This window comes from Streptomyces sp. NPDC025651 (assembly GCF_055558735.1).
The window spans coordinates 58,273-72,538 of record NZ_JBVHLZ010000017.1; the positions used below are offsets into that span (position 1 = coordinate 58,273).

15 protein-coding genes are annotated in these 14,266 nt (G+C 71.3%); 10 read left to right on the forward strand and 5 right to left on the reverse strand.

The features are described from left to right. Positions 1-93 precede the first annotated feature (93 nt). The gene (sepH, locus tag ACZ4D5_RS39505) at positions 94-1,194 is read right to left on the reverse strand and encodes a septation protein SepH (protein ID WP_467777325.1); all 1,101 of its coding nucleotides are present in this window, start codon (positions 1,192-1,194) and stop codon (positions 94-96) included. 463 nt (positions 1,195-1,657) lie between these two features. Here sepH and ACZ4D5_RS39510 point away from each other — a divergent pair, with 463 nt between their 5' ends. Then, positions 1,658-2,809, forward strand: coding sequence for a hypothetical protein (locus ACZ4D5_RS39510; RefSeq protein WP_467777326.1), 1,152 nt, complete (start codon positions 1,658-1,660; stop codon positions 2,807-2,809). 23 nt (positions 2,810-2,832) lie between these two features. On the opposite strand, the gene ACZ4D5_RS39515 is transcribed toward ACZ4D5_RS39510, so the two are convergent. Together ACZ4D5_RS39515 and ACZ4D5_RS39520 are read right to left on the reverse strand one after the other, a co-directional pair. Continuing rightward, positions 2,833-4,164 (reverse strand): D-arabinono-1,4-lactone oxidase, encoded by a 1,332-nt coding sequence (locus ACZ4D5_RS39515; RefSeq protein WP_467777327.1) that lies wholly within the window; start codon positions 4,162-4,164, stop codon positions 2,833-2,835. Beyond that, on the reverse strand, positions 4,112-5,362 hold the full coding sequence (locus ACZ4D5_RS39520; RefSeq protein ID WP_467777328.1) for an MFS transporter: 1,251 nt from the start codon (positions 5,360-5,362) through the stop codon (positions 4,112-4,114). The genes ACZ4D5_RS39515 and ACZ4D5_RS39520 overlap by 53 nt, the downstream gene beginning before the upstream one ends. A gap of 167 nt (positions 5,363-5,529) precedes the next feature. Between ACZ4D5_RS39520 and ACZ4D5_RS39525 the strand changes: the two genes are divergently transcribed. After that, entirely contained in the window at positions 5,530-6,657 is a 1,128-nt protein-coding gene (locus ACZ4D5_RS39525) for a ferrochelatase (RefSeq protein WP_467777329.1), read from the forward strand. 10 nt (positions 6,658-6,667) lie between these two features. Then, positions 6,668-7,492, forward strand: a complete 825-nt coding sequence (locus ACZ4D5_RS39530; RefSeq protein WP_467777330.1) for an inositol monophosphatase family protein — start codon at positions 6,668-6,670, stop codon at positions 7,490-7,492. Between the two features lie 118 nt (positions 7,493-7,610). Here the strand turns inward: ACZ4D5_RS39530 and ACZ4D5_RS39535 are convergent, their stop codons facing one another. After that, positions 7,611-7,784, reverse strand: a complete 174-nt coding sequence (locus ACZ4D5_RS39535; RefSeq protein WP_202121369.1) for a hypothetical protein — start codon at positions 7,782-7,784, stop codon at positions 7,611-7,613. 310 nt (positions 7,785-8,094) lie between these two features. Between ACZ4D5_RS39535 and ACZ4D5_RS39540 the strand changes: the two genes are divergently transcribed. From ACZ4D5_RS39540 to ACZ4D5_RS39555, 4 genes are all read left to right on the forward strand, one after another. Then, positions 8,095-8,748: a response regulator transcription factor gene (locus ACZ4D5_RS39540; protein WP_055544891.1), complete on the forward strand. Its 654-nt coding sequence runs from the start codon at positions 8,095-8,097 to the stop codon at positions 8,746-8,748. Positions 8,749-8,754: 6 nt separating this feature from the next. After that, positions 8,755-10,053, forward strand: a complete 1,299-nt coding sequence (locus ACZ4D5_RS39545; protein WP_467777331.1) for a sensor histidine kinase — start codon at positions 8,755-8,757, stop codon at positions 10,051-10,053. A 394-nt stretch (positions 10,054-10,447) separates the two neighbouring features. After that, on the forward strand, positions 10,448-10,744 hold the full coding sequence (locus ACZ4D5_RS39550; RefSeq protein ID WP_030357326.1) for a DUF4193 domain-containing protein: 297 nt from the start codon (positions 10,448-10,450) through the stop codon (positions 10,742-10,744). A 13-nt stretch (positions 10,745-10,757) separates the two neighbouring features. Next, a complete protein-coding gene (locus ACZ4D5_RS39555) occupies positions 10,758-11,699 on the forward strand; it encodes a hypothetical protein (RefSeq protein WP_467777332.1) in 942 nt (313 codons plus the stop codon). A gap of 82 nt (positions 11,700-11,781) precedes the next feature. Here the strand turns inward: ACZ4D5_RS39555 and ACZ4D5_RS39560 are convergent, their stop codons facing one another. Next, the gene (locus ACZ4D5_RS39560; RefSeq protein WP_467777333.1) at positions 11,782-12,234 is read right to left on the reverse strand and encodes a DUF3093 domain-containing protein; all 453 of its coding nucleotides are present in this window, start codon (positions 12,232-12,234) and stop codon (positions 11,782-11,784) included. Between the two features lie 58 nt (positions 12,235-12,292). On the opposite strand from ACZ4D5_RS39560, the gene ACZ4D5_RS39565 reads away from it, so the two are divergent. Genes ACZ4D5_RS39565 through ACZ4D5_RS39575 form a run of 3 tightly spaced genes read left to right on the forward strand, consistent with a single transcriptional unit; the run spans position 12,293 to position 14,173 of the window. Then, the gene (locus ACZ4D5_RS39565; protein ID WP_362340204.1) at positions 12,293-12,877 is read left to right on the forward strand and encodes a PaaI family thioesterase; all 585 of its coding nucleotides are present in this window, start codon (positions 12,293-12,295) and stop codon (positions 12,875-12,877) included. Beyond that, positions 12,874-13,404 carry a dUTP diphosphatase gene (gene dut / locus ACZ4D5_RS39570; RefSeq protein WP_467777334.1) on the forward strand — a complete coding sequence of 177 codons (531 nt, stop codon included), beginning with the start codon at positions 12,874-12,876 and terminating at the stop codon, positions 13,402-13,404. Before ACZ4D5_RS39565 ends, dut begins: the two co-directional genes overlap by 4 nt. 1 nt (position 13,405) lies before the next feature. Continuing rightward, positions 13,406-14,173 carry a DUF3710 domain-containing protein gene (locus ACZ4D5_RS39575; protein ID WP_467777335.1) on the forward strand — a complete coding sequence of 256 codons (768 nt, stop codon included), beginning with the start codon at positions 13,406-13,408 and terminating at the stop codon, positions 14,171-14,173. The last annotated feature ends 93 nt before the right edge of the window (positions 14,174-14,266 follow it).

The window sequence follows — 14,266 nt, forward strand, 5'->3', positions numbered from 1 at the left end:
CGTGAAGGGGGCGGTAGCCCCCCCGCGGCAGTACGTGAACGGGCCCCGCACCCAGGAGGTGCGGGGCCCGTTCACGTACGACCGGTTATCCGGTCACTCCTGCTTCTTGCGGCGCGTGCCGAAGACGATCTCGTCCCAGCTGGGCACCGCGGCGCGGCGCCCGGGGCGCACGCCGTCGGCCTCGGCTTGGCGGTCCGTGGAGCCGACGAGGCGGTCGCGGTGGCTGGCCACCGAGCGCGGCATGAGCACGTCCGCGTAGGCCGCGCCGGCGCCTGCCGATGCCGCCGGGGGCTCCTCGGCCTCCGGCTCCTGCTCGGGCTCCTCGACCACGGGCTGCGGCAGCTCGGTGGTCGGGGCGGCCGAGGGGCGCTCGGGCACGACCATGTCGCCGCGGAAGCTGGGCACCGCCTCCAGGAGGCTGGTCAGCGAGTCGCGCTCCTGTTCGGCGACCGCGGCGGCGGCGCCGGTGCCCTCCTCCGGAGCGTCGGCGGGCGGCGCGGGGATGCTCGGGCGGTCCAGCTGACGGTCCAGGGCGCGGTCGAGCGGCCGGTCCAGCGGGCGGTCACGGGGCAGCCGGGCGATGCGCGGCACGAACGGGAAGCTGGGTTCGGGCGCGGCGATGTCGTCCGTCTCGCCGATCAGCGAACGCGCCTCGTCGTCCACGGCCTGGACGAGCCGCCGGGGCGGGTCGTACGTCCAGCTCGCGGAGTGCGGCTCGGTTGCGACGCGGTAGACGAGCAGGACTTCCCAGGTGCCGTCGTCACGGCGCCAGGAGTCCCACTGGACGGTGTCCTTGTCGGCGCCGCGCAGCAGCAGGCGCTCCTGGACGGCCTCGCCGAGCTGGGGTCCGGTGTTCTCGCCGGGACGGCGCACGGGGGTCTTCCTGGCCCGCTCCGCCATGAAGGCGCGCTCGGCGAGCACGGGTCCTTCGAAGCGGCGGACGCGATCGACGGGGATGCCGGCGAGCTGGGCCACTTCTTCCGCGCTGGCACCGGCACGTATCCGTGCCTGGATGTCGCGTGGGCGGAGGTGGCTCTCCACCTCGATCTCGATCTGTCCGAGTCGGGGCCGGTCGCCGCGGACGGCCGCACGCAGCCGTTCGTCGATCGGAAGCGTGTACTCCGTGCTGTCCGCAGCCTTCAGCACCAGCCGTGTGCCGTCGTTGCTGACGGCCACGACACGCAGTTCGGGCATGGGGACCTCCCGGGTGGTGCCTGCCGACGTCACGTGCGTCGCTGCTTCCGCTAGTCGAGTGTGGCCTGCCCGGGTGCAGCCTGCCACAACCTTGCCGAGTTGCCCGGCGTGTCGGGCATGGGCCCTGGAGCGCCGTTATGGCACGGTTACCTTTTCGCAACTCTAAGTGACGACGTTCGTCACCCTGTGCAGCGAGCCTCCCACCCGGCGGTCCTGGAAGGCCCCGGGCACCCTGGCGGGAGACCGGACCCAGGGCTCGCAACAGTACTCCATTCGGGCCATGCGGGTGGACCGCCGCGCCGCCGAACTTCTCACGGGGGAAGGGAGTTGGCACCCCTCCTCGCGCCGTTCGCCCCGCGCGCGGGTGGCGCACTTCACGGAAACACCAGAAACGGAACTAATCACTTCGCCCGTACGTCCCTTTCTCGTGTAGTCGGTCGAGAAAGGCAGGCAAGGGTCGGAGATGCGTGAAAAGCCGGATTCCGGCAAGGAGTCGAAGGACCAGGGGGAGCCGGAGGAGAAGCGGCGCCTCGATCTCAGCGTGCCGCAGGTGGCGGGGAGCGCCATCGCCGCGGTCATCGCGGCGAAGCTCGCGTCGAACCTCGGTGTCTACGGGACGATCCTCGGCGCCGGCGTCGTCAGCGCGATCGCGACCTGCGGCGGCACGATCTTCCAGCACTTCTTCAAGCGCACGGGCGAGCAGATACGTGACGTGACGGTCCAGGCCAAGCCGAAGGCGCGGCAAGTCCCGGTGACCGCCGCGACACCGGTGCCCGAGACGTTCAGAACCGCCGCCTACACAGGAGCGGTGCCCACCACCGGTCCCGTGACCACGACATGGGGGAGGCCGCAGGCCGCCGACGCCGACGAGACCACGGTGCTGCCCACCGCGGGAGCGGCGGATCCCACGGCCGTGCTGCCCGTCGCGGACCCCGACGCCGAGAGGACCCAGCTCCTCGGGTCGGTGGACGCCACGCAGCTGGTGCCGCGCGACGACGCCACGCGCGTGCTGCGCGCCACGGGGCCCGGCGCGGTGCCGCCGGCCGACCCCCCGTTCCCGTCGGAGGATTTCACCGAGGGCACCACGCACCGTACGCAGATGCGCAGCTGGAAGCGGCCGTTGATCGCCGCGGCCGTGGTGTTCGGCGTCACCATGGCGGGGATCACCACGTACGAACTCGTCACCGACAAGAGCTTCAGCGGCGGCAAGGGCACGACGATCGGCAACGGCCTGACGGGGAAGAACACCTCTCCGGAGAAGCAGTCCACTCCCTCCGAAGAGCACTCCGACCAGCCGTCGGACAACGGCACTTCCGGGACCGGCGACGGTTCGGGGACGGGCGGCGGGGCCACTCAGGACCCGAACGGCACCGGCGGCCAGACCCCCGACAAGGGCACCGGCACCGACTCCGGTTCCAAGGAGGACCCCGACAACGGCACCGGCACGGACCCCGACAAGGACAAGGGCACCGGCTCCGGAGACGACGGTTCCACGCCGACCCCGACGCCCACGCCGACCCCGACGCCCACCCCGTCGAGCGGCAGCGGCAGCGGGAGCGGGACGGGGACCGGCACGGGCGGCGACGACCAGCAGGGCGAGACGCCCGCTCCGTAGAGCGGGGCCACGCCGGTGCGCGGTCAGTCGCCGAGGACGCGCCGCAGGTAGTCGTTGCCGAACAGGCGGTCCGGGTCGAGGCGGTCGCGCAGGGCCGTGAACTCGCCGAAGCGGGGGTACGCCTTGGAGAAGTACTCCGCGTCGCGCGTGTGCACCTTGCCCCAGTGCGGCCGCCCCTCGTGCGCGGTGAAGATCCGCTCGGCGGCCGTGAAGTACGCCTGGTAGGGCGTGCCCCGGTACATGTGGACGGCGATGTACGCGCTCTCCCGGCCCGATGCCGTGGAGAGCGCGATGTCGTCCGCGGGCGCCGTGCGGACCTCCACGGGGAAGCTGATCCGCAGCCCCGAGCGCTCCACCATCGCCTTGAGTTCGCGCAGGGTCTCCACGAGGGCCTCGCGCGGAACGGCGTACTCCATCTCCATGAACCGCACGCGGCGCGGGCTGGTGAAGACCTTGTAAGGGATGTCCGTGTACGTGCGGGCCGAGAGCGCCTTGCTGGAGATCTTGGCGATGCCGGGGATGGCCGCGGGAACGGCGCGGCCCAGGGAATTGACCACCTGGAAGAGGCCGTTGGAGAGCAGCTCGTCCTCGACGAAGGCGGAGATCCTGCCGGGCGGGGCCGCGGGACCGGCGCTGCGGTTGTTGCGCTTGGTGTTGCAGTTGCCGGTGTGCGGGAACCAGTAGAACTCGAAGTGCTCGTTCTCGGTGAAGAGCGCGTCGAACTCGTCGGTGACCCGGTCGAAGGTCATCGGTTCCTCGCGGGCCGTGAGGTAGAAGACCGGCTCCACGGCGAAGGTGATCGCGGTGATGACGCCGAGCGCGCCGAGCCCGATGCGGGCGGCGGCGAAGACCTCGGGGTTCTCGTCGGCGGAGCAGGTCAGGACCGTGCCGTCCGCGGTGACCAGCTCAAGTCCCTTGATCTGGGCGGCGATCGAGGCCGAGTCGCGGCCCGTGCCGTGCGTGCCGGTGCTGACGGCTCCGGAGACGGTCTGCTCCATGATGTCGCCCATGTTCGTGAGCGACAGGCCCTCACGGGCGAGCGCCGCGTTCAGGCGCTTGAGCGGAGTGCCGGCCTCCACGGTGACCGTGCCCGCGGCCCGGTCGACCCTGCGGATGCCGGTGAGGAGATCGGGGCGTATGAGGACGCCGTCGGTCGCGGCGGCCGCCGTGAAGGAGTGGCCCGTGCCGACGGGCTTCGCCCTGAGGCCGTCCTCCCTGGCGCGGCGCAGGGCGGCGGACAGCTCCTCGACGGACGCGGGAGTGGCCTCCCTGACCGGCCGCGCCGTGACGTTGCCCGCCCAGTTACGCCACGCCGCTGTGCTCTTCCCGCTGCCCGTGCCCGTTCCCGTGCTCATGGGTCCCTCCCCGTTGCGGAACCGGCCGCTTCAGCCGGCGATACCCAAGGAACCCGACCGCGACCGCGACGGCTCCGGAGATCCCGGGAACCCCGTACCCGGCGTCGGAACCCGCGGCGTCGATGACCCAGCCGGCCGCGGAGGAGCCGAGCGCGACGCCGACCGCGAGCCCGGTGCTCACCCAGGTCATGCCCTCGGTCAGTTTCGCGCGTGGTACGTGCTGCTCGACGAGGGCCATCGTCGTGATCATTGTCGGTGCGATGGAGAGGCCCGCGACGAACAACGCCACGGCCAGAAACGGAAGGTTCCCGACCAGTTGAAGCGGGATCATACTCACGGCCATCGCGCAGACACCCAGCAGCCACCGGGGTGCCGGTGCTCCCTTGAAGTGCAGCAGCCCGAAGACCGCTCCCGCAAGGCATGAGCCAAGGGCGTAGACCGCGAGCACCAGGCTCGCCGCCGACTTGTGGCCCTGGTCCTCCGCGTACGCGACCGTCACCACGTCGATCGACCCGAAGATCGCGCCGGTCGCGACGAAGGTGGCGACGAGCACCTGCAGGCCCCCGGAGCGCAACGCCGAGCCCCCGGTGTGGTGTTCGCGCGGGTGCGGCACCGGCTCGGTGGCCCGCTGGGCCGTCAGCCAGAAGACGCCCACGGCGAGGAAGGCGCCGGCGAGCAGCGGCCCCGCCTCGGGGAACCACACCGTGGAGAGGCCGATCGAGATGATCGGCCCGAAGATGAAGCAGACCTCGTCCACCACGGACTCGAAGGAGTACGCGGTGTGGAGCTGCGGGGTGTCGCGGTACAGGACGGCCCAGCGCGCCCGGATCATCGAGCCCACGCTCGGCACGCAGCCGACCAGCGCGGCGAACAGGAACAGCGTCCAGTCGGGCGCCTCGAACTTCGCGCAGAGCAGCAGCCCGGCGACCGCGACGAGCGACACCAGCGTCGCGGGCCGCAGGACACGGCGCTGGCCGTGCCGGTCCACGAGGCGGGAGATCTGCGGGCCGATCGCGGCGGCGGACAGCGCGACGGTCGCCGACAGGGCGCCCGCGAGGCCGTACCGTCCGGTCAGCTGGGACACCATCGTCACGATGCCGATGCCCATCATCGACAGCGGCATGCGGCCGAGGAACCCGGCGGTGGAGAAAGCCTTGGTGCCGGGGGCGGCGAATATGGCGCGGTAGGGGCTGGGCACGTGGGACTCCGCTGAGGCGCCGGGGCGGCTCCGGGCAGGAGGGGCTCCGGTAAGGCGTAAAGGTGGCCGATACAGCTTACGGCCCCACAGGCCCCTGCCGCACCGAGTTTTTCCGGACGGCGGAGGCCGTTTTCCGGCTGTCAGTGGCGGGTGGCAGGATCGGAGACATGTCCGATGCGCTCGATCCCACTCCGTACGATGCCCTGCTGCTGCTCTCCTTCGGCGGCCCCGAAGGCCCGGACGACGTCGTCCCGTTCCTGGAGAACGTGACGCGCGGGCGCGGCATCCCCAAGGAGCGGCTCAAGGAGGTGGGGCAGCATTACTTCCTGTTCGGCGGGGTCAGCCCGATCAACGACCAGAACCGCGCCCTGCTCGACGCCCTGCGCAAGGACTTCGCGGAGCACGGCCTCGCCCTGCCGGTCTACTGGGGCAACCGCAACTGGTCGCCGTACCTGACCGACACCCTGCGCGAGATGGTCGCCGACGGCCACCGCCGCATCCTGGTCCTCGCCACGAGCGCGTACGCCTCGTACTCGGGCTGCCGCCAGTACCGCGAGAACCTCGCGGACTCCCTCGCCGCCCTGGCGGCCGAGGGCCTGGAGCTGCCCAGGATCGACAAGCTTCGGCACTACTTCAACCACCCCGGCTTCGTGCGCCCCATGATCGACGGCGTCCTGGAGTCCCTCGCCGACCTCCCCGAGGACGTCCGCGCGGGCGCGCACCTGGCGTTCACGACGCACTCCATCCCGAACTCCGCGGCGGACACCTCGGGCCCCACCGAGGACCACGGTGACGGCGGTGCGTACGTCAAGGAGCACCTGGACGTGGCCCGGCTCATCGCCGACGCGGTGCGCGAGGAGACCGGCGTCGAGCACCCCTGGCAGCTCGTCTACCAGTCGCGCAGCGGCGCCCCGCACATCCCGTGGCTGGAGCCCGACATCTGCGACCACCTGGAGGAGCGGCACGCGTCGGGCGCGCCCGCGGTGGTCATGGTCCCCATCGGCTTCGTCTCGGACCACATGGAGGTCCTGTACGACCTCGACACCGAGGCCGAGGCCAAGGCGAAGGAGCTGGGCCTTCCGGTGCGCCGCTCGGCGACCGTCGGCGCCGACCCGCGGTTCGCCGCGGCGATCAGGGAACTGGTCATGGAGCGGGCGGCCGTCGAGAGCGGCACGGCCGTCACCCCCTGCGCCCTGGGCTCCCTCGGCGCGAGCCACGACCTGTGCCCGGTGGGCTGTTGCCCCGCCCGCGCCCCCAAGCCCGCGGCCGCGGGCGCCGACAGCCCGTACGCGTAAGGACCTCCACGTGACCGACCCCACTGACCCGACTGACCTGACCGACCTCAAGGCGGAACTCCTCGACGTCGCCCTGGAGGCCGCCCACCGCGCCGGTACCTTCCTGCGCGAAGGCCGCCCCGCCGACCTGGGCGTGGCCGCCACCAAGTCCAGCGCGGTCGACGTGGTCACCGAGATGGACATCGCCTCCGAGAAGCTGATCACCGACTTCCTCGCCGAACGCAGGCCGGACGACGGCGTGCTCGGCGAGGAGGGCGCGAGTTCCGAGGGCAGCAGCGGTGTGCAGTGGGTGATCGACCCGATCGACGGCACCGTGAACTACCTGTACGGGCGCCCGGACTGGTCGGTGTCCATCGCCGCCCGCAAGGACGGCGAGACGCTCGTCGGTGTCGTGCACGCCCCGATGCGCGGCGAGACGTACCGCGCGGTCCTCGGCGAGGGCGCCCACGTCAACGACAGGCCCGCGCGTGTCCGCCCGGCCCCGCCGTTCGACCAGGCCCTGATCGGCACCGGCTTCGGGTACGTGGCCGAGCGCCGCGCCCAGCAGGCCGAGGTCGCCCGGCATCTGATCCCCGAGGTGCGGGACATCCGGCGCGGCGGGTCGGCCGCGATCGACCTGTGCGACGTCGCGGTGGGCCGGCTCGACGCGTACTACGAGCGCGGCCTCAACCCCTGGGACTTCGCGGCGGGCGACCTCGTCGCGCGGGAAGCGGGCGCGCTGACCGGTGGCCGCCCCGGAGAGGCCCTGTCGGGGGAGCTGACCATCGCCGCCCCGCCCGGCCTCTTCGAGACGCTCCAGGGCCTCCTGGAGGACCTCGGCGCCTGGCACGACTGACCCGCCTGGCACGCCTACCCGGGGCGAGCCCCGCGTTCGCGTCCCCGCGCACACAGAACGGCCCCGGCACCTCGTCCAACAGGTGCCGGGGCCCTTCCGCGTCTGGCTCAGGCGCCGCTCAGGCGTGCAGCGCGCCTACCTCGACTCCGTGCTCGGCGGCCAGGCGGTGGAGATCTTCCAGCTCCGCCTGCTCGACCTCGGCAAGGAAGTCGTCTCCCGTCTCACGGGCCATCGTGAGGTCGGACTCCGTGGCCTTTATGCGCTGCAGGAGACCTGCGGTGAATGCGTCCATGGTTGCGCCCCCTCGGCTGGGTCGTGGGTCGATGGCACGGGGGTGTGCCCTCAAGAAGGGGCGATCACGTCCAAGCCGCTCTGCGGAAAGCGGTTCGTGGCGTGCCACATACAAAGCGTGATCGCGGGTGTAAGGCCGTCCTCCCCTGGCTCCCTTCCGAAGAAACCTCAACCGCAGGAGAAAATCCCGCATTCCCGGGGCTCGGAGCCGGTCGCAGGCCGCCTTACAGCCGGTTTACGGCCGAAAGGGGCAGGATGGAGGTCTACCCCAAGACAAACCTGCCCTCAGGGCACAGAGGAAGGACAGCGACGTGCGCGTACTCGTCGTCGAGGACGAGCAGCTGCTCGCCGATGCGGTGGCCACCGGACTGCGCCGGGAGGCCATGGCCGTCGACGTCGTGTACGACGGAGCGGCCGCCCTGGAGCGCATCGGCGTCAACGACTACGACGTGGTGGTGCTCGACCGGGACCTCCCGCTCGTCCACGGCGACGACGTCTGCCGCAAGATCGTCGAGCTCGGCATGCCGACCCGCGTCCTGATGCTCACGGCATCGGGCGACGTCAGCGACCGCGTCGAGGGCCTGGAGATCGGCGCCGACGACTATCTCCCCAAGCCCTTCGCGTTCAGCGAGCTCACGGCACGCGTGCGTGCCCTGGGGCGGCGCACCAGCGTGCCGCTGCCGCCCGTCCTGGAGCGCGCGGGCATCAAGCTCGACCCCAACCGCCGCGAGGTCTTCCGCGACGGCAAGGAGATCCAGCTCGCCCCCAAGGAGTTCGCCGTCCTGGAGGTGCTGCTGCGCAGCGAGGGTGCGGTCGTCTCCGCGGAGCAGCTCCTGGAGAAGGCCTGGGACGAGAACACGGACCCGTTCACGAACGTCGTCCGGGTGACCGTCATGACCCTGCGCCGCAAGCTCGGCGAGCCCGCCGTCATCGTGACGGTGCCGGGCTCCGGCTACCGGATCTGATCCCCGGTGGCCGCGACCCCGGCGCCACCCGCGGCGCCTCCGAAGCCGACGTGGGACCCGAGGAAGGCCGAGCCGCCGTTCCCGTGGCTGCGTCCGACCATCCGCATACGGCTCACCCTGCTGTACGGCGGCATGTTCCTGATCGCGGGCATCCTGTTGCTCTCGATCATCTACCTGCTCGCCGCGCAGGCCCTGAACGTCGGCAGTGACCTGCCGTTCAGGGTCACGGGCAATTCCTCGGTCAGCAGCAGCGTCTGCACCAACTTCCGCGGGCTCCCCGAGCACCCGACGGAGTCGCAGCTCAACGCCGCGCTGAACGAGTGCGTCAACCAGGTGCGCCAGAGCGCCCTCGACAACCTCCTCAGCCGTTCGCTGCTCGCCCTGCTCGGCCTCGCCGTGATCGCCTTCGCCTTCGGGTACGCGATGGCGGGCCGTGTGCTCTCGCCGCTCGGCAGGATCACGCGCACCGCCCGCAGGGTGGCCGGCACCGACCTGACCCGCCGTATCGAACTCGACGGCCCGGACGACGAGTTGAAGGAGCTCTCGGACACCTTCGACGAGATGCTGGACCGCCTGGAGCGGGCCTTCACGGCCCAGCAGCGGTTCGTCGGCAACGCCTCGCACGAGCTGCGCACGCCGCTGGCGATCAACCGCACGCTCCTGGAGGTGCAGCTCTCCGACCCCGGGGCGCCCCCCGAGCTCCACCAGCTCGGCAAGACGCTGCTCGCCACCAACGAGCGCAGCGAGCAGCTCGTGGAGGGCCTGCTGCTGCTCGCCCGCAGCGACAACCAGATCGTGGAGCGCAAACCGGTCGACCTCGCCGAGGTCGCCAACCGCGCGGTGGACCAGGTGCACGCCGAGGCGGAGGCCAAGGGCGTGGAGATCCGCGGGGAGCGCGGTCTGGCCGTCGTGCAGGGCAACGGCGTCCTCCTGGAGCGCATCGCCCTGAACCTCGTCCAGAACGCCGTCAGGTACAACGTGCCGAATCAAGAGGGCCAGGGCGAAGCCCTTCAGGACAAGGGCGGTGGGCGACGGGAGGGCGGCTGGGTCGAGGTCACCACGGAGGCCCAGCACGGCCAGGCGGTCCTGGTGGTGTCGAACACGGGCCCGGTGGTGCCCGCGTACGAGATCGACAACCTCTTCGAGCCCTTCCGGCGGCTGCGGACCGAGCGGACCGGCAGCGACAAGGGCGTCGGGCTCGGTCTGTCGATCGCCCGGTCGGTGGCGCGGGCCCACGGGGGCCGTATCATCGCGGAGCCGCGCGAGGGGGGTGGGCTCGTGATGCGAGTCACCCTGCCCATCTGAGATGCTGCCGCGAACGCGCCGACGTGTTCGCTTTGCGCGGAATTTTCGGGTCCCATCCCCGGAGAAGCCGTGTGCGATCGATCACAGGCGCGATTTTTCGGCCATCTACTCTCCGTGATCGCGAAAGTCGTCGGAAAGCCGGGAAAATCCGGGTTTTCGGGGGTCTTGATCACGGGAAGTACACGGGGTGGCGCCCGTGAAGTGCGACATTCGGACCGTGTACGGTCCCGATCGCCATCCAACCCGATCACCTCTTCAGGGGTGCGGTTGGGTGTCGATTGAGTAACAGACCTTGATGTGAGGCAAAATCTCCGCCTCGGGTCGGGCACAAGTCCGGCCTCTCACGCGTTACGTGCGCTGGAGACACCGCAGACACCCAGAGGGGGAGAGCGACATGGCAACGGACTACGACACCCCACGCAAGACCGACGATGACGTCAACGAGGACAGCATCGAGGAGCTCAAGGCCAGGCGGAACGACAAGTCGACCTCGTCGGTCGACGTCGACGAGTTCGAGGCCGCCGAGGGCCTGGAGCTGCCCGGCGCCGACCTGTCGAACGAGGAGCTCGCCGTGCGCGTGCTCCCGAAGCAGCAGGACGAGTTCACGTGCATGAGCTGCTTCCTGGTCCACCACCGCAGCCAGCTGGCCCGCGAGAAGAACGGCCAGCCGATCTGCCGCGACTGCGACTGAGGCGGGGTCGGCCGTGACTGGCTCGACCCCGTCCAGGAAGCGCCGCTTCCGCATGCGCGGAGCGGACGAAGCCGGCGCCCCGGGCGCCGGTGCACGCGACGACGAGCGGGGCTCTTCCCGTCAAGGAGCAGCCTCGCTCGAACCGGCGCGCGCCCTTGAGGCGGCGCCGGACGGGACGGCGGTCGACAAGGCCCCCAGGACCGCTCGGACAGCCGGGAAGGCCGGGTCCAGGGGAAGCCGCGTTGCCGCCGTCGCGGACGGTCTGAAGGAAGGCGTGCGCAAGGGCGGGCGCGGCGCCAGGGCCGGCATCGGCTACCTCGCCGACCGGCTCATCGAGAACGCCCCGCGGATTCCGGTCCGCGATCTCGCGACCCTCCGCGAGCAGTTTCCGGGCCTTGGCCCCGAGCAGCTCGCGGACAAACTCATCGCGGGCGCCGCCAACGCCACGTCCACCGTGGGCGCGGGCGTGGGAGCCGCCGCGATGCTGCCGGTGCCGCCCGCGATGCCCGCCGAACTCGCGGCGGAGATCACCGGCGTCGCCGCCATCGAGCTGAAGCTCATCGCCGAGCTGCACGAGGTCTACGGCCTGCGGCCCGACGGCAATCTCAAGCAGCGCAGCACGGCGTATCTGACCTCCTGGACGGAGGAGCGCGGCGTCGAGGTCACCAAGCCGTCGAGTCTCAACGCGGCGCTGGGCGGCCAGATGAAGCGGGAGCTGCGCCAGCAGATCATGAAGCGGATGGTCCGGAACCTGCCGAACCTGATGCCGTTCATGGTGGGGGCGGCGGTCGGGGCGGTCATGAACCGCCGGGACACGAAGAAGCTCGCCGCGAAGGTCCGGGCGGACCTACGGGCGCATCAGGTGCCGTGGGATGCGCTGGTGGCGCTGCCGCCTCTGGAATCGCCCGCAGATCCTCTGCGGGTGGGGGAGATTCCTCGGGAGTTGGGGCGCTGAGCCCGGGTGCCGTCTGCGGGTCCGTCGTGGCTTGGCGCGCAGTTCCCCGCGCCCCTTACGGGGCGCCCCCGCGCCCCGCTCCTTACGCGGCGTCCTGTCGCACTGACTTCAGGGCCTCTGCCAGAGCCTCGGGGTTCCTCGTCGAGATGTACGCGTACGGCGTGGGATCCGTCGGGTCCGTGATCGGGATGCGCAGGGCCGAGGGGACGTAGGCGCGCAGCAGCATGTAGGCGCGCGGGTCGGCCTTGTACGAGCGCCAGGCGCGGGCCTCCTCGCCCGTCAGGACCTCCGCCTCGCCCAGGGCGGACACCGGGATCCTCGCGTCGCCCGCGACCAGGGAGCCGGCCACCACGCGGATCCGCACGGAGCCGTACGCGCTGGTGACGACCGCTGCCACGGCCGTGCCGCCGACCAGGCCGCCGAGGAGCGGGAGCGTGCCGAACGGCAGCATGATCAGGGCCATCGCCGCACCCACCAGGAGCGAGGCGAGCCACCACGAACGGGGCGCGGTGAGGCGTTCTTCGTAAGGCTGCATGGAACCAAGCTTGGCACGGTGCGGTTGCCGCGCTGACGCGGAGGTAAGGTCTGCGCCTGTGAGTGGTACATCTGCAGCTCTGACGCCCCCGGCCGACGCGATAGCGCCCGTCCGCCACCCCGACGCGCCCGCCCCCGGTGAGCTCATCGGAGCCCACTACGAGCACTGTTTCGGCTGCGGCGAGGGACAGGCGCACGGACTGCACCTCGCGGCGCGCGCCGGAGACGGCGTCTGCATCACCGCCGAGTTCACCGTGCGGGAGGCGCACCAGGGCGCGCCGGGGCTCGCGCACGGCGGGGTGCTCGCGACCGCGCTCGACGAGACGCTCGGCTCGCTGAACTGGCTGCTGCGGGTGATCGCCGTGACCGGCCGCCTGGAGACCGACTTCGTGCGGCCCGTGCCGCTGGGGACCGTGCTGTTCCTGGAAGCCGAGGTCACCGCCGTTGCCGGACGGAAGATCTACTCGACCGCCACCGGGCGGATCGGCGGCCCCGACGGGCCCGTCGCGGTCCGCGCCGACGCCCTCTTCATCGAGGTCAAGGTCGACCACTTCATCGACAACGGCCGCCAGGAGGAGATCCAGGCGGCCATGAACGACCCGGACCAGATCCGGCGTGCCCGAGCCTTCGAGGTGAACCCGTGACGTCCCGTACCCCTCTGAACGTACTGATCAGGCGCGTCGACCCCGAAGTGCCGCTGCCGGAGTACGCGCGGCCCGGTGACGCGGGCGCCGATCTGCGGACCACCGAATCCTGTGAACTCGCCCCCGGCGAGCGGGTGGTGCTGCCGACCGGGGTGTCCATCGCGCTCCCCGAGGGGTACGCGGCCTTCGTGCACCCCCGTTCGGGGCTCGCGGCCCGGTGCGGTGTCGCTCTGGTGAATGCCCCGGGGACGGTGGATGCCGGGTACCGTGGGGAGATCAAGGTGATCGTGGTGAATCTCGACCCGCGCGAGGCCGTGCGGTTCGAGCGCTTCGACCGGATTGCCCAACTGGTCGTCCAGCAGGTCGAGAAGGTCCGCTTCCAGGAGGTGGCGGAGCTTCCCGCATCGGCGCGGGCCGAGGGGGGCTTCGGGTCCACCGGCGGTCATGCCGCCGTGGGCGTCGGCTCGGGCGAACAAACGGGTGGGAATCGATACGCATCGGTCGTATCCGACCGGGAAGGACAGTGACGTGTTCGGACGTCGCAAGAAGGACAGTGCCGCCGAGGACGCGGCGGGCGCGGACGAGCAGGTCGTCGACGGCGTGGACAGCGATGACTCCGCTGACGACGTCGCGCGCTCGCGCGTGAGGCTCGAGCCCGAGCCCCGCCCCGACGGTCCCTGGGACATCTCCGAGGTCCGTGAGCCCGGCGAGGGCCGCGTGGACCTCGGCGGACTCTTCGTACCCGGGGTCGAGGGCATGGAGCTGCGGGTGGAGGTCGCGGGTGACGCGATCGTCGCGGCCACCGTCGTGCTCCAGGACAGCGCCATCCAGCTGCAGGGCTTCGCCGCCCCCAAGAAGGAGGGCATCTGGGGCGAGGTCCGCGAGGAGATCGCCTCGGGCATCACCCAGCAGGGCGGCGTCATCGACGAGGTCGAGGGCCCCCTCGGCTGGGAGCTGCGCGCCCAGGTTCCGGTGCAGCTGCCGGACGGCACCAGCGGTGTGCAGGTCGTGCGCTTCATCGGCGTCGACGGACCCCGCTGGTTCCTGCGGGGCGTGATCTCCGGGCAGGGCGCGGTGCAGCCGCAGGCCGCGGGCCTGCTGGAGCAGATCTTCCGGGACACCGTCGTCGTGCGCGGCGAGGGCCCGATGGCGCCGCGCGACCCGATCGTCCTGAAGCTGCCGGACGACGCGCAGATGGTCGCCGAGGGCGTCAAGGAGGAGCAGCAGGAGGGCTCGCGCTTCTCCGGTGGCATGGGACAGCTCCAGCGCGGTCCCGAGATCACCGAGGTCCGCTGACCCGTACGAGGCCTCGCCCCCAGGGCTGACGGTTTCTCAACTGCCTTGTGGCCCGTGGTGGTTCCGGTTCGTCCGGACCATTGCGGGCCACAT

Coding starts and splice junctions, on each gene's coding strand:
- ACZ4D5_RS39535 (WP_202121369.1), bottom strand. CDS start 7,784: ATGGACGCATTCACCGCAGGTCTCCTGCAGCGCATAAAGGCCACGGAG.
- ACZ4D5_RS39560 (WP_467777333.1), bottom strand. CDS start 12,234: ATGCAGCCTTACGAAGAACGCCTCACCGCGCCCCGTTCGTGGTGGCTC.
- ACZ4D5_RS39510 (WP_467777326.1), top strand. CDS start 1,658: ATGCGTGAAAAGCCGGATTCCGGCAAGGAGTCGAAGGACCAGGGGGAG.
- ACZ4D5_RS39550 (WP_030357326.1), top strand. CDS start 10,448: ATGGCAACGGACTACGACACCCCACGCAAGACCGACGATGACGTCAAC.
- sepH (WP_467777325.1), bottom strand. CDS start 1,194: ATGCCCGAACTGCGTGTCGTGGCCGTCAGCAACGACGGCACACGGCTG.
- ACZ4D5_RS39525 (WP_467777329.1), top strand. CDS start 5,530: ATGTCCGATGCGCTCGATCCCACTCCGTACGATGCCCTGCTGCTGCTC.
- ACZ4D5_RS39515 (WP_467777327.1), bottom strand. CDS start 4,164: ATGAGCACGGGAACGGGCACGGGCAGCGGGAAGAGCACAGCGGCGTGG.